Here is a 14,717-nt window from a genome sequence, read left to right on the forward strand (position 1 = left end):
CTGGCGTCCCCTAGGGGACTCGAACCCCTGTTACCGCCGTGAAAGGGCGGTGTCCTAGGCCACTAGACGAAGGGGACGCAAACCCTTCTGACAACTGACCGGCGCTGAGTACCGATCGATTCAAGGCCGGTGTGGCCAGGCCTTGAACTGCAAATTTGGTGGAGCTAGACGGGATCGAACCGTCGACCTCTTGCATGCCATGCAAGCGCTCTCCCAGCTGAGCTATAGCCCCTCATCGCTGAGGACGGGGCGAATCTTAAGGGGCGATCGGAAGGCTGTCAATTTTTTTTCCGTTTTTTGAAAAAAAATTTGCCGGGATAACAATCACTTACCGCCCCGCCCGGAAAACCCGGGGTTTTGCGGCCCTCTGCGCCTGCGGCGAGTCGCACAAAACACTCGCCGCAAGCCTCAAAGAACCACCAGAAGCCGCCATCAACCCGCCTGGCGCTTGAGTTTCAAGCGTAGTCGAAAAGCTCCCCGCCCCTGTCGGCTGCCCTTGGGCAAAAACGCCTCAGGCGATGGCGCCGAGGAGTTTTTCCCATTCCTTGTTTTCTTTCTTCGACACACCACCCAGCAGATCGATGGCCTGGCGCAGACGGAAACGGGTCAGGTCCGGACCGAGGATCTCCATGGCATCGAGCACCGACACCGAACTGGCCTGGCCAGTAATGGCGGCAAACATCAGCGGCATGGCATCGCGCAGTTTCAGTTCCAGAGACTCAACCACCGCCTGGATGGTCGCGGTGATGCTGTCTTTCTCCCACTGACGCAGGCTTTCGAGCTTCCACAGGATCAATTGCATCAGCTGACGCACCTGATCGCCGGACAGCTTCTTGGACTCGAAAAGCTTGGCATCCGGGTTCACGCCACCGGCGAAGAAGAAGCCGGCCAGCGGTGCGATCTGGCTGAAGGTCTCGACCCGGCCCTGTACGTGCGGTGCGATCTTCATCATGTAATCGGGGTTCAGCGCCCAGGTCTGCACCCGGCTGGCGAACTCCTGCACCGGCAGGTCACGCAGCCACTGGCCGTTGAGCCAGGACAGCTTCTCGATATCGAAGATCGGCCCCCCCAGGGACACCCGCGACAGGTCGAAATTGTCGACCATTTCCTGCAGCGAGAACTTCTCGCGCTCGTCCGGCATCGACCAGCCCATGCGGCCCAGGTAGTTGAGCATGGCTTCCGGCATGAAGCCCATGCGCTCGTAGAAGGTTACCGAGGTCGGGTTCTTGCGTTTGGACAGCTTGCTCTTGTCCGGGTTGCGCAGCAGCGGCATGTAGCACAGCTGCGGCTGCTCCCAGCCGAAGTACTCGTAGAGCAGGATCAGCTTGGGCGCCGACGGCAGCCATTCTTCGCCGCGCAGCACGTGGGTGATGCCCATCAGGTGGTCGTCGACCACGTTGGCCAGGAAGTAGGTCGGCAGGCCATCGGTCTTCATCAGCACTTGCATGTCCATGCGATCCCACGGGATCTCGACATCGCCGCGCAGCATGTCCGGCACCACGCAGACGCCTTCGGTAGGCACTTTCATGCGGATCACGTGAGGCTCGCCGGCCGCCAGGCGCCGGGCCACTTCTTCCTTGGACAGCAGCAGGGCCCGGCCGTCATAGCGCGGGGTTTCGCCACGGGCCATCTGTTCGGCACGCATCTGGTCCAGCTCTTCGGCGGTGCAGAAGCACGGGAAGGCGTGGCCCAGGTCCACCAGTTGCTGAGCGTACTTCTGGTAGATGTCGCCACGCTCGCTCTGGCGATACGGGCCGTGAGGGCCGCCAACGTCCGGGCCTTCGCTCCAGTTGATGCCCAACCAGCGCAAGGCGTCGAAAATCTGCTGCTCGGACTCCCGGGTCGAACGCAACTGATCGGTGTCTTCGATACGCAGGATGAACTCACCGCCATGCTGCTTGGCAAAGCAATAGTTGAACAAAGCGATGTAGGCGGTACCTACGTGGGGATCCCCGGTAGGCGATGGCGCGATGCGCGTGCGGACGGTGGTCATGGCATGTCTCGAAAGGAAAGAAAAACGAGGAATAAAACAGGGGGCGAATGGTAACAGGCGACGGCAGCCCCGCTCCAGTGAGGAGGGCATTTAAGCCAAGGTTGCGACTCCAGGCCGCTGCCAGCCTGTTGAAGGGCCAATAATCAGCCCATGGCATTTACCGCCCAGTGGCTATATGCCAGATTCGCCCGCTGATAGATCTCCTTACACTTTTATTGAATACAGCCAGCCCATGCCAGCCCAACTCAAGCGTCGCCTGTTTGTCTTTCTGTCCCTGGTCCTGTTGATTGCCCTGGGTTTTCTTGCCCACTGGTGGTTCCACGGGCGCTTTTACGAGACCACGGACAACGCCTACGTGCAGGGCGAGATCACCCGGGTCTCCAGCCAACTGAGCGCGCGAATCGAAGAAGTGCTGGTGCAGGACAACCAGCATGTGGAACAGGGCCAGTTGCTGGTACGCCTGGAAGGGCAGGACTTCCAACTGGCGGTGGACCGCGCCCAGGCCGCCCTGGATACCCGCGAGGCCGAACGCCTGCAGGCCCAGAGCAAGCTGACCCAGTAAGCCAGCCTGATTGCCGCGGGCCAGGCCCAGGTGGCGTCGAGCCAGGCCAGCCTGGGTCGCTCGCAGATCGACCTGTCTCGGGCCCAGACCCTGCGCAAGCCCGGTTACGTCTCCGAGGAGCGGGTCACTACCCTTTCCGCCGACAACCATATCGCCCGCTCCCAGGTAGCCAAGGCCGAAGCCGACCTGCAGGGCCAGCGCCAGCAAGTCAATGCCCTGAACGCCGAGATCAAGCGCCTCGATGCACAGATCGCCAACGCCCGGGCCGACCTGGCGCAAGCACGACTGAACCTGACCCGTAGCGAGATCCACGCCCCCATCAGCGGCCTCATCGGCCAGCGCGCCGCACGCAATGGCCAGGTGGTGCAGGCCGGCGCCTATCTGCTGTCGATCGTTCCGGACCAGGACATCTGGATCCAGGCCAACTTCAAGGAAACCCAGATTGGCCACATGCAGCCAGGGCAAAAGGCCGAGCTGACCTTCGACGCCTACGGCGATACACCGATCCAGGCCCGGGTCGACAGCCTGTTCGCCGCCTCCGGCGCGCAATTCAGCCTGCTGCCGCCGGACAATGCCACCGGCAACTTCACCAAGGTGGTACAGCGCATTCCGGTCAAACTGACCTTCGCAGCCGACAATCCCCTGCGGGGCAAGATCCGCCCCGGCATGTCGGTAACCGTGAAGGTCAACGTCAAAGACCCCGTCGATGGCCGGTGATCAACTGCTGCGTCCGGTGGGCGAACCCACCCGGCGCGACTGGATCGCGGTGATGAGTGCCATGCTCGGCGCCTTCATGGCGGTGCTCGACATCCAGATCACCAACTCCTCGCTCAAGGACATCCAGGGCGCGCTGTCCGCTACCCTGGAGGAAGGCTCGTGGATCTCCACTTCCTACCTGGTGGCGGAGATCATCATGATCCCCCTCACCGCCTGGCTGGTGCAGCTGCTCTCGGCCCGGCGCCTGGCGGTCTGGGTCTCGGTGGGCTTTCTTATTGCCTCCCTGCTCTGCTCCATGGCCTGGAGCCTGGAAAGCATGATCGTGTTCCGCGCCTTGCAGGGCTTTACCGGTGGCGCCCTGATCCCCCTGGCGTTCACCCTGACCCTGATCAAGCTCCCCGAGCATCACCGGGCCAAGGGCATGGCCATGTTCGCCATGACCGCCACTTTCGCCCCCTCCATCGGCCCGACCCTGGGCGGCTGGCTCACGGAAAACTGGGGTTGGGAGTACATCTTCTATATCAACGTGCCGCCGGGCCTGCTGATGATCGCGGGCCTGCTGTATGGCCTGGAAAAGAAGGAAGCTCACTGGGAACTGCTGAAAAGCACCGACTACGCCGGCATTCTCACCCTCGGCCTGGGCCTGGGTTGCCTGCAGGTATTTCTTGAGGAAGGCCACCGCAAGGACTGGCTGGAGTCGAGCCTGATCGTCACCCTGGGCAGCATCGCCCTGATCAGCCTGGTCACCTTCGTCATCGTCCAGGTCTCCAGGCCCAACCCGCTGATCAACCTGGGCATCCTGCGCAATCGCAACTTCGGCCTGTCGAGTATCTCCAGCCTGGGCATGGGCGTTGGCCTGTACGGTTCGATCTACCTGCTGCCGCTGTACCTGGCGCAGATCCAGAACTACAACGCGCTGCAGATCGGCGAAGTGATCATGTGGATGGGGGTGCCGCAGTTGTTCCTGATTCCCCTGGTGCCCAAGCTGATGCAGTTCATTTCACCGAAATGGCTGTGCACCCTGGGCTTTGGCCTGTTCGGCCTGGCGAGTTTTTCGTCGGGGGTGCTCAACCCGGACTTTGCCGGGCCGCAGTTCAACCAGATCCAGATCATTCGCGCCCTGGGCCAGCCGCTGATCATGGTCACCATCTCGCTGATCGCCACGGCTTATATACAGCCCCAGGACGCGGGATCGGCCTCCAGCCTGTTCAACATCCTGCGCAACCTCGGTGGCGCCATCGGCATTGCCCTGCTGGCGACCTTGCTGGATGCCCGGACCAAGACCTATTTCGACTACCTGCGCGAAGCCGTTGTGCCCAGCAATCCGCAGGTGGCGGAACGCCTGGCAACCCTCACCGAGAAGTTCGGCAGCGAGACCGCAGCCCTGGGCAAGCTCAGCGAAATCACCCACCAGCAGGCACAGATCATGGCCTACAACGACGCCTTCCATTTCGTCGGCATTGCCCTGGGCATCAGCATGCTGGCGATCCTGCTGACCAAGGCCCTGCCCAAGGGCCTCAAGGCCGGCGAAGCCCACTGACCCACGAATTGCCTGTAGGAGCTGGCTTGCCAGCGAATAGACTCCCAACCCTTGCACAGGATTTGAGGGTCTCTTCGCCGGCAAGCCGGCTCCTACGAGGGATCGAGCGTCGTTAGACGGTGAGCAAGCGCTCGCGCAGCTTGGTGATTTCGTCGCGCATCTGCGCCGCGGCTTCGAACTCCAGGTCGCGGGCCAGTTGGTACATCTTCTCTTCGAGCTGGCGAATGCGCTTGGTGATCTCGCTGGGCGAGCGCAGTTCGTTTTCGTAGCGGGCGTTTTCCTCCGCGGCCTTGGCCATGCCCTTACGTTTCTTGCTGCGCGAACCGGGCACGGTGGCGCCTTCCATGATGTCGGCAACGTCCTTGACCACACCCTTGGGGGTGATGCCATTGGCCAGGTTGAAGGCGATCTGCTTGTCGCGACGGCGCTCGGTCTCGCCAATCGCCCGCTCCATGGAGCCGGTGATGCGGTCGGCATAGAGAATCGCCCGGCCATTGAGGTTACGCGCGGCCCGGCCGATGGTCTGGATCAGCGAACGCTCGGAACGCAGGAAGCCTTCCTTGTCGGCATCGAGAATCGCCACCAGGGACACTTCCGGCATGTCCAGGCCCTCACGCAGCAGGTTGATCCCCACCAGCACATCGAAAGTGCCCAGGCGCAGGTCGCGGATGATCTCCACCCGCTCCACGGTGTCGATGTCCGAGTGCAGATAGCGCACACGCACGCCATGGTCGGCCAAGTAATCGGTAAGGTCCTCGGCCATGCGCTTGGTCAGGGTGGTCACCAGTACCCGCTCTTCCACGGCCACACGCTTGGTGATTTCCGACAGCAGGTCGTCCACCTGGGTCAGGGCCGGGCGCACTTCCACTTGCGGGTCCACCAGCCCGGTGGGGCGCACCACCTGCTCCACCACGCGGCCGGCGTGCTCGGCCTCATAGTTGCCCGGAGTGGCCGAAACGAAGATGGTCTGCGGGCTCACCCCTTCCCACTCGTCAAAACGCATTGGCCGGTTATCCAGAGCCGATGGCAGGCGGAAGCCGTACTCAACCAGGGTTTCCTTGCGCGAGCGGTCGCCCTTATACATGGCGCCGACCTGGGGCACGCTGACGTGGGATTCGTCGATCACCAGCAAGGCATCCGCCGGCAGGTAGTCGTACAAGGTAGGTGGCGCCGCACCAGCGGGACGCCCCGAGAGGTAGCGCGAGTAGTTCTCGATGCCGTTGCAGTAGCCCAGTTCGAGGATCATCTCCAGGTCGAAACGGGTGCGCTGCTCCAGGCGCTGGGCTTCCACCAGCTTGTTGTTGGAGCGCAGGTATTCCAGGCGCTCCTGCAACTCCACCTTGATCCCTTCGATGGCGTCCAGCAGGGTTTCCCGCGGGGTCACGTAGTGGCTCTTGGGGTAGAAGGTGAAGCGCGGCAGTTTGCGGATCACTTCACCGGTCAAGGGATCGAAGGCGCTGATGCTTTCCACTTCGTCATCGAACAGCTCGATGCGGATCGCTTCCAGGTCCGACTCCGCCGGATAGATGTCGATCACATCGCCACGCACGCGGAAGGTGGCGCGGGCGAAATCCATGTCGTTGCGGGTGTACTGCAAGTCCGCCAGGCGGCGCAGCAGGGCGCGCTGATCGAGTTTGTCCCCGCGGTCCACGTGCAGGACCATCTTCAGGTAGGTTTCCGGGCTGCCCAGGCCATAGATGCACGACACCGTGGTGACGATGATGGCGTCCTTGCGCTCCAGCAGCGCCTTGGTCGCGGACAGGCGCATCTGCTCGATATGGTCGTTGATCGAGGCGTCCTTCTCGATAAAGGTGTCGGAGGACGGCACATAGGCTTCGGGCTGGTAGTAGTCGTAGTAGGAAACGAAGTACTCCACCGCGTTGTTCGGGAAGAAGGCCTTGAACTCACCATACAGCTGCGCCGCCAGGGTCTTGTTCGGCGCCAGCACCAGGGTCGGGCGCTGCACCTGGGCGATCACGTTGGCGATGCTGAAGGTCTTGCCCGAACCGGTCACACCGAGCAGGGTCTGGTGGGCCAGCCCGGCCTCGATGCCTTCGACCATCAGGCGGATGGCTTCCGGCTGGTCGCCGGCGGGCTGGAAGCGGGTGACTAGCTGGAATTCAGACATAACGTACCTCTGGGATCATTCGTGCGCGGCAATACCGTACAGGAACAGGAAAGACCGCGTACGACCCATGTCGCCGAGGAAAAAAACCGGAATATCCTTGATGTGGAGCCGATTACCACAGCTTTCAAGGCAAAGGTCCTACACCCGCTGACACCCTGGTTATTGCAATAAGACTAACGGTCGAAAAATAAAGCGAAAAACTTGGCGCAAAAGGTCAATAGCCTGTCGCCCCACGCGATGATGGCCTCTATACTAGCTCCCCGTTTGTGCACCGCTCTAGTGCATTCGGCTGGAGCGCGACACGTCCCTCCACACTCCATTCAGAGCCGCCGTAAAAATGAGCCTGTTCTCCGCTGTCGAAATGGCACCACGCGATCCTATCCTGGGCCTCAACGAAGCATTCAACACCGATACCCGCACCGATAAGGTCAACCTTGGGGTGGGCGTGTACTGCAACGAGGAGGGACGCATTCCGCTCCTGCGCGCCGTTGTCGAAGCCGAGACGATTCGCGCCGCCCAACATGCTTCCCGTGGCTACCTGCCGATCGACGGCATTGCCGCCTACGACCAGGCGGTACAGAAGCTGCTGTTCGGCAACGACTCGCCACTGCTGGCCGCTGGCCGCGTGGTCACCACCCAGGCCGTTGGCGGCACTGGCGCCCTGAAGATCGGTGCCGACTTCCTCAAGCAGTTGCTGCCCAACGCCGTGGTCGCCATCAGCGACCCGAGCTGGGAAAACCACCGCGCCCTGTTTGAGACCGCCGGCTTCCCGGTGCAGAACTACCGCTACTACGACGCTGCCACCCACGACGTGAACCGTGCTGGCCTGCTGGAAGACCTGAACGCCCTGCCGGCCCAGTCGATCGTGGTGCTGCACGCCTGCTGCCACAACCCGACCGGTGTCGACCTGAGCCCACAGGACTGGAAAGACGTCCTGGAGGTGGTCAAGGCGAAAAACCTCGTGCCCTTCCTCGACATGGCCTACCAGGGCTTTGGCGACGGCATCGACGAAGACGCCGCGGCGGTGCGCCTGTTCGCCGAGTCGGGCCTGACCTTCTTCGTTTCCAGCTCGTTCTCCAAGTCGTTCTCGCTGTACGGCGAGCGCGTTGGCGCCCTGTCCATCGTCAGCGGCTCCAAGGAAGAAAGCGCCCGCGTGCTGTCCCAGGTCAAGCGCGTGATCCGCACCAACTACTCCAACCCGCCGACCCACGGTGCAACCATCGTCGCCGCCGTGCTGAACAGCCCGGAACTGCGCGCCCAGTGGGAGCAGGAACTGGCGCAAATGCGCCTGCGGATTCGCGGCATGCGCACCCAGATGGTCGACTTGCTGGCCAAAGGCGCCCCTGAGCACGACTTCAGCTTCGTCGGTCGCCAGCGCGGCATGTTCTCCTACTCTGGCCTGACCGTTGAGCAAGTGACCCGCCTGCGCAACGAATTCGGCATCTACGCCCTGGACACCGGCCGCATCTGCGTCGCCGCGCTGAACCAGAACAACATCCATGTCGTGACCCAGGCCATCCTGCAAGTGATCTGATTCACGACAGCGCCAACGAAAAGGGGAAGCCGGCAGGCTTCCCCTTTTTCGTTGGCGATACGTCATTGCCCTGCCCGCCCCCACAGCCTCTAGACTGTGAGCCTATGCCCCCCTTGCTGAGCGAGATCCCGATGAAAAACGATGACCTGCGGGCCGACCGCGACGAACTGGAGCATTACCTGCCCCGCTCGCAGAAACGCGAAAAGAGCCTGGTGCTGCAAATTGCCCTGGGCGTATTCCTTGGCGGACTGGCCCTGTGGCTGGTGCAACTGGCCGCAACCTCGCTGATGGCCAAGCTGATGCTCGGCACCCTGACCTTCGGCGGCTGAACCGCCCTACCCCTGCAATTGAGCCAGGCGCTGGCTGGCGGCATCGTCGAACGCCACGTACAGCGCCTCGGCCACCTGGCTCTTGATGGCCTTGGCACTCTCCAGCCCCAGGACAAAACCTTCGGCCTTGCCGCCGGCACGGTTCAAATCCATCGCCGATCCGGCCTGGGTAATGGCGTCCAGCAACTTGCCGGCCTGGGGGCCGACCCCTTTGGGCAGGCTGATCTGCTCGATGCTCATGACAGCACCTCGCAGCGCAGCGCGAAACAGACAGAAGGATGCTGGGATAAATCGAAGCGGATCATAAAGGCGTACCTATGCGGCTGAAGGCCGGCAGCGCGTGAAACCACTTCCGGGGCGCCATGGTAGCCCCTATCGGATGCGCCAGAGACGTGCAGACCGATAAATCCCGCAAAGTCCTGCCAGCCTTTCATTCAGATCCTCGTCGCGCTGAAAAAATATTTCTCGACTTGTTGACTTCCCTTTCTGAATCAGTAAGATACGGCGCATTCCGCGATAGCTCAGTTGGTAGAGCAAGTGACTGTTAATCACTGGGTCCCTGGTTCGAGTCCAGGTCGTGGAGCCATCTTCCTACACTGATTTGCCTTGATCCTCATGAGAGCGCCCTGCTCCTGCGGCAAATCAGCTCAAGCAGTATCCCCCTTGCAAATGATTGATCCGCCTGTCATCCCGACATGCGGATAGACGCTTCATGCACGCCTGGAATCCTCCTTCGCCAACCCGGTTGCATTGCCGCAAAGGCCTGACGTAGGCTGTGCGCCTCTTTATCCAAGCAGTCAGACCCCGCGATGTTCCTGCCCGCACAGTCACCGTGCCCTTCCCCCTCGATGAGCCCTTCGGCAACCCTGGCTGTTGCCCAACTTGACTGTGCGATCAACCGTCGACGCCGTAGCGTATTGTTTGCCTTCACCTTCTCCCCGCACCCGGGCCCACGCTGATCGCGATTGAACCCGGCGCCACCCCGCTAGCCCCTCTGCTTCCACCAGGGCATCTGCCCGGCAATCGCCCGCACGTCGGCCTGCGATGTCCTGCAGCGCCCGCAATAACTGTCTTTTTTGGCGCCTGATGCTTCAGGCGCAGGTCTTGATCATGAACAAAGCCTTGTTAGCCGCCCTGATCCTGGGCATCTCCATTGTCGGCCTGAGCATCGGCTCCACGGTGCCGATCCTTGCCCTGCGCCTGTATCAGGCCGGCGCCTCGAACAACCAGATCGGCATCATGTCGGCGCTGCCCGCCGCAGGCATGATGCTCTCGGCCTTCCTGGTCAATGCCCTGAGCCAACGCCTGACCCGGCGCCAGATCTACCTGCTGTGTTTCAGCCTGTGCGCCTTGAGCGTGGCCGCCCTGGAACTGCCCGGGGCCAGCCTCTACAGCCTGGGCCTGGCGCGGGTCGCCATGGGCCTGGGGGCGGGGCTGATCATCATTCTCGGGGAAACCTGGGTCAATGAAATGGCCGAAGACGCCACCCGCGGACGCCTGGTAGCGGTCTACACCACCTGCTTCACCTTCTTCCAGCTCCTGGGCCCGGGCCTGGTTTCGCTATTGGGCACCGAGGGGCCCGCCGTGCTGGGCATCGTCAGCGTCGGTTATGCGGTGGCGATCGCCGTGGTCTGGCTGATCCTGCCCCTGGAAGACCAGCAGCCGCTGCATGCCGAAAGTCGCACCTTTTCGGTACTGGGCTTTATCCGCATCGCGCCGGCGCTGTGCGTGGGCATCCTGTTCTTCGCGTTTTTCGACAGCGTGGTGCTGTCGCTGTTTCCGGTGTACGCCGCCACCCATGGCTACAGCATCAAGCTCGCGGCCTTGATGGTGACCATCATTCTGTTGGGCGACACCGCGTTCCAGTTCCCCCTCGGCTGGCTTTCGGACAAGCTCGGGCGCCCCGGGATCTACCTGAGCTGCGGCATCATTGCCCTGCTAATCGGCCTTGCCCTGCCACTGCTGATGCAAACGACCACCCTGCTCTGGCCGAGCCTGGTCATCCTCGGCGCCGTGGCCGGCGGCATCTATACCCTGGCTATCGTGCTGATCGGCCAGTCCTTCAGCGGCGCCGACCTGGTGACTGCCAACGCCAGCGCCGGGCTGCTCTGGGGCATCGGCAGCCTGCTGGGCCCCTTGCTCAGCGGCGCGGCCATGAGCGGCGGCAGCTATGGGCTGCCCCTGACCCTGGCGGCGGCCGCCGCAGTGGTGGTGGTCTTCGCCCTGTCCCTGGTACGCCAGGGGCAACTCAGCAAGGCTGCCAACTGAAATACCGCGGATGCGGCCCGTGATCATTCACAGGCCGCATCTTTGTCATTACCATCGCGCGATCCGCACTCCCACCTCATGGATCCCTTCGCGATGGACCGACTCCTGCGCCTCCTGCCCCTGTACGGCCTGCTTTCCCTGTTGCCCCTGCCAGCCCTGGCCGAAGCCCCGGTGGACTGCGCCACCCTCAGCGACAACGTCTCCCTGGAAGCCGGCGAATATCGCCCGCCCCTCGAAGCCAAGGTGATAGGCCAGGGGCGGCTGCACTTTCACAGCGGGCCGAATGCCACCTGCCTGAACAAGAAGCTCTACGTGATTCCCGGTGATGGCCTGACGGTGTACGCCTCCAGTGGAGACGGCTGGGCCCAGGTCATGTACATCGCCAAGGACGGCGAGGACTACACCGGCTGGGTCGAGGAAAAACGCCTGTTGCTGGGCAAGCACTATGGCGCAAGCGGCGCCGAGCTTCCCGATGAGGTGGCTGCATTCATCCAGCGCCACGAAGCCTGCGAGCACTTTGCCGGCGAGGAGGCCTACGACGAGGAACGCCGGGTCTTCCTGGAGAAAGCCGTGAATGAGGTCTGCACAGGCCATGATCAGCAGCTCGCCAGCTTGCGCCAGCAGTACCAGGACAACCCCGACGCCCTGCAGGCCCTGAAGCCGCTGGACAACCTGGAATAACCGACTGCAAAAAAAACGGCGCCCTGAGGGCGCCGGTTTTTTTCATGGCCGCGGTACTCGACTTCAGTGAGTGGCCTCGACACTGCCGCGCGCATGGCTCGGCTGCGAACCATCGCCGGCCTGGTTCGGTGAGTGGCCCGGCTCCTCTCCTACCAGAGGCACTTCATTGCCCTCGGCATCGTGCAGCTTGCCGCCGCTGAAGTAGTCACCCTCACGCAGTACGGCAACGTCCTGGAAGCGCAGGCTGCGCTCGGTGCCGGCGACGAACACCGACTGCTGGTCGGAGTTGCCCGCGGTGAAGTGGTTGAACGCCAGGTTCAAGAGGATCGCCATGATCGCCGAGGAGCTGATGCCCGAGTGGAAGATGGTTGCGAACCAGCTGGGGAAATGATCATAGAAGCTCGGCGCGGCAATCGGGATCATGCCGAAGCCGATGGAGGTGGCAACGATGATCAGGTTCATGTTGTTGCGGTAGTCGACCCGGGACAGGGTCCGGATGCCACTGGCCGCCACGGTGCCGAACAGCACGATACCGGCGCCGCCCAGCACCGAAGTCGGCACCGCGGCAATCACCCGCCCCATGAACGGCAGCAGGCCGAGGATCACCAGGAACAGCCCGCCGGTGGCCACCACGAAGCGGCTCTTGATGCCGGTGACCGCCACCAGCCCGACGTTCTGGGCGAAGGCACTCTGGGTGAAGGAACCGAAGATCGGCGCAATCATGCTCGACAGCATGTCGGCGCGCAGGCCGTTGCCCAGGCGCTTGGAGTCGACCTTGGTGTGGATGATTTCACCCACGGCGAGGATGTCCGCCGAGGTTTCCACCAGCGTCACCATGACCACGATGCACATCGACAGGATCGCCGCGACATGAAAGGTCGGCATGCCGAAGTGGAATGGCGTGGGCAGGCCGAACATCGGCCCTTGGGTGACCCCGGAGAAGTCCGCCATGCCCAGGAACAGCGCGATCACCGTACCGATGATCATGGCCAGGAGAATCGACAGACGGGAAATCGCCGCGCTGCCGATCTTGCTCAACAGCAGCACCAGCACCAGGGTCACCGCCGCCAGGCCGATGTTCGACATGCTGCCGAAGTCCGGGGCCCGACTGTTGCCACCCATGGCCCAGCGCGCCGCCACCGGCATCAGCGTCAGGCCGATGGTGGTGATGACGATGCCAGTGACCAGCGGTGGAAAGAATTTGGTGATCCGCGAGAATACCGGTGTGATCAGCAGGCCGATCAGCGAGGCGACGATCACCGCACCGAGAATCGACTGGAAGCCGCCCTCGCCGCCGCTGGTAACAATCGCCACCATGGTCGACACGCCCGCGAAGGACACCCCTTGCACCAACGGCAGCTTGCAGCCGAAAAACGGCACGCCAAGGGTCTGCAACAAGGTTGCCAGCCCTCCTGCGAACAGCGAAGCGGCGATCAGCAAGCCGATCTCCGAAGGCGACAGGCCAGCCGCCTGGCCGACGATCAGTGGCACGGCAACGATGCCGCCATACATGGTCAGCACGTGTTGCAGGCCATAAGCCATGTTTGCGCCAACACCCAAATTTTCGTCTTCGGGCCGCTGTTGTGAAACCTGGGGGGTATTCATGGTGTGGGGTTCCCTGTTTTTGTTATGGGCACACTGTATGCAACATCCAAGACAACTGTCCATAGGATTGTATACAGTTTTCCATTCTGAATTTCCCCACCCATCAACCCCGGCTATTGCGCGCAAGGCCCTCGGATATTGACTCCGTGCCGGCCTTTAAAGGCGGCCCAGAGCCCTCGTTGAAACCAACCCAGGGCCGATCCGCCGCTCTTCAACCGAAGGTTTGAGGGCTGCTCTACTGGTTGAAAAAACAGGATAAAAAAGCCGATCCCGTTGCCGGATCGGCTTATCTGCTGCTCGTAGGGTGCGATCCGTTGGCCGGAACCCGGATCTTGTACACATTGGGTGCAACACGGCCCTACCGTTGGCCGGGCCGGCGACGGCAAACGCGGCAACTGCAACTGGACGGCCGTGTCGACAACCGACCGGAACCGCGGACACCGCCTCGCTGTTGGGGAAGCCGTGAAATCAGGCCTCTAGCAACTGCTCGAGAACCCGCGGCAGTTCGGGGTGGGCCGGCAGGCGCAGGGCAAATTCGTCCTGCAACAGGCTCATCAGTTCCCCTGCATCGGTGATCTGCCGCCGCTCGCTGGGCTGCCCCATCCGATGCAGGGCGTAGCTGCCATTGTTCAAGGTGCGGCGTATTCCCGGCCCCATCAGCGCCACCTTCAATTGGCCGAGGAAAGGAGAGTCCGGGTGGGTCGAGACGTACCAGTTACCCATCTCGTAATCCACATCGCCCTGCAGTTGCAGGTCAAAAACGTACATCGCCCGCCATTCATCCATGACCTTGGCGCGCAAGGTGTAGCTGCCTTCGCGCAGGGTGATGCGATACGGCTCGTGGGGCGTTGCCTGTTCTTGCTCGGTATCCAGCAGCAAGGGCGCGGTGGGCACCATGCCGCCAAAGCCGACATCGACGATGTAGCGCTGGCCCTCCAGGTGCACCAGCGCCAGACGGTGGCTGCGAGCGGTCAGCGCATCTTCCGGCGCCCCCATCACCACCCGCCCGGTGATGCCCCGGGCATCGAAACCCAGGTGCTGCAACAGCACCAGGAAGGCCTGGTTGAGTTCATAGCAGTAGCCGCCGCGCCCCTCGTGGAGAATCTTGCGCTCCACCGAGGCCAGGTCGATGGGTACCGGAACCCGCAACAGGGTCGAAAGGCTTTCGAAGGCAAAACGACAGACATGGCGCCATTGCAGCTCCCGCAGGGTTTCCAGGGTCGGCGCTGGCGCCTGTGGGTAGCCCAGTTGCTGCAGGTACAGGTCGAAGTTCATCAGGTGCGGCTGGCTCATGCACAAATCCTTGAAATGAGGGTCGCCCAGGGTCGCGACAGGCCCCGGCAGGTCGGCGTTATGTATA

At 62.5% G+C, this 14,717-nt stretch carries 10 protein-coding genes, 3 tRNA genes and 1 pseudogene; 7 read left to right on the forward strand and 7 right to left on the reverse strand.

Translation table 11 applies throughout. From position 1 onward, the window contains the following. Position 1: 1 nt before the first annotated feature. The 3 genes from AC1RCO_RS29595 to gltX all read right to left on the reverse strand — a co-directional run bounded on the left by AC1RCO_RS29595 (position 2) and on the right by gltX (position 1,993). A tRNA-Glu gene (locus AC1RCO_RS29595) sits at positions 2–77 on the reverse strand. A 79-nt stretch (positions 78–156) separates the two neighbouring features. Next, positions 157–232, reverse strand: a tRNA-Ala gene (locus AC1RCO_RS29600). Positions 233–511: 279 nt separating this feature from the next. Further along, positions 512–1,993 (reverse strand): glutamate--tRNA ligase, encoded by a 1,482-nt coding sequence (gltX, locus tag AC1RCO_RS29605; protein WP_011060367.1) that lies wholly within the window; start codon positions 1,991–1,993, stop codon positions 512–514. Between the two features lie 232 nt (positions 1,994–2,225). Between gltX and AC1RCO_RS29610 the strand changes: the two are divergent. Together AC1RCO_RS29610 and AC1RCO_RS29615 are read left to right on the forward strand one after the other, a co-directional pair. Further along, positions 2,226–3,272: pseudogene (locus AC1RCO_RS29610) on the forward strand (HlyD family secretion protein). After that, positions 3,262–4,812, forward strand: coding sequence for an MDR family MFS transporter (locus AC1RCO_RS29615; RefSeq protein WP_011060365.1), 1,551 nt, complete (start codon positions 3,262–3,264; stop codon positions 4,810–4,812). The pseudogene AC1RCO_RS29610 and the gene AC1RCO_RS29615 overlap by 11 nt, the downstream one beginning before the upstream one ends. A 112-nt stretch (positions 4,813–4,924) precedes the next feature. Here the strand turns inward: AC1RCO_RS29615 and uvrB are convergent, their stop codons facing one another. Beyond that, positions 4,925–6,940: an excinuclease ABC subunit UvrB gene (gene uvrB / locus AC1RCO_RS29620; RefSeq protein ID WP_011060364.1), complete on the reverse strand. Its 2,016-nt coding sequence runs from the start codon at positions 6,938–6,940 to the stop codon at positions 4,925–4,927. Positions 6,941–7,277: 337 nt separating this feature from the next. Here uvrB and AC1RCO_RS29625 point away from each other — a divergent pair, with 337 nt between their 5' ends. After that, positions 7,278–8,474 (forward strand): amino acid aminotransferase, encoded by a 1,197-nt coding sequence (locus AC1RCO_RS29625; RefSeq protein WP_015634888.1) that lies wholly within the window; start codon positions 7,278–7,280, stop codon positions 8,472–8,474. A gap of 131 nt (positions 8,475–8,605) precedes the next feature. Then, complete coding sequence (locus AC1RCO_RS29630) at positions 8,606–8,803, forward strand: hypothetical protein (RefSeq protein ID WP_011060362.1); 198 nt, start codon at positions 8,606–8,608, stop codon at positions 8,801–8,803. A 6-nt stretch (positions 8,804–8,809) separates the two neighbouring features. Here AC1RCO_RS29630 and AC1RCO_RS29635 read toward each other — a convergent pair whose 3' ends face one another. Beyond that, complete coding sequence (locus AC1RCO_RS29635; RefSeq protein ID WP_011060361.1) at positions 8,810–9,043, reverse strand: hypothetical protein; 234 nt, start codon at positions 9,041–9,043, stop codon at positions 8,810–8,812. A gap of 270 nt (positions 9,044–9,313) precedes the next feature. Here AC1RCO_RS29635 and AC1RCO_RS29640 point away from each other — a divergent pair. The 3 genes from AC1RCO_RS29640 to AC1RCO_RS29650 all read left to right on the forward strand — a co-directional run bounded on the left by AC1RCO_RS29640 (position 9,314) and on the right by AC1RCO_RS29650 (position 11,752). Further along, positions 9,314–9,389 (forward strand) — tRNA-Asn (locus tag AC1RCO_RS29640). Between the two features lie 524 nt (positions 9,390–9,913). Further along, positions 9,914–11,071: an MFS transporter gene (locus tag AC1RCO_RS29645; protein WP_065364696.1), complete on the forward strand. Its 1,158-nt coding sequence runs from the start codon at positions 9,914–9,916 to the stop codon at positions 11,069–11,071. A 93-nt stretch (positions 11,072–11,164) separates the two neighbouring features. After that, positions 11,165–11,752, forward strand: a complete 588-nt coding sequence (locus AC1RCO_RS29650) for an SH3 domain-containing protein (RefSeq protein ID WP_041752088.1) — start codon at positions 11,165–11,167, stop codon at positions 11,750–11,752. 63 nt (positions 11,753–11,815) lie between these two features. Here AC1RCO_RS29650 and AC1RCO_RS29655 read toward each other — a convergent pair whose 3' ends face one another. Both AC1RCO_RS29655 and AC1RCO_RS29660 read right to left on the reverse strand, forming a co-directional pair. Beyond that, a complete protein-coding gene (locus tag AC1RCO_RS29655) occupies positions 11,816–13,357 on the reverse strand; it encodes a nucleobase:cation symporter-2 family protein (protein WP_011060358.1) in 1,542 nt (513 codons plus the stop codon). A gap of 468 nt (positions 13,358–13,825) precedes the next feature. Beyond that, complete coding sequence (locus tag AC1RCO_RS29660) at positions 13,826–14,650, reverse strand: arylamine N-acetyltransferase family protein (protein ID WP_011060357.1); 825 nt, start codon at positions 14,648–14,650, stop codon at positions 13,826–13,828. Positions 14,651–14,717: the final 67 nt, after the last annotated feature.

It is taken from the genome of Pseudomonas sp. GW823-FHT03E05, assembly GCF_058796855.1.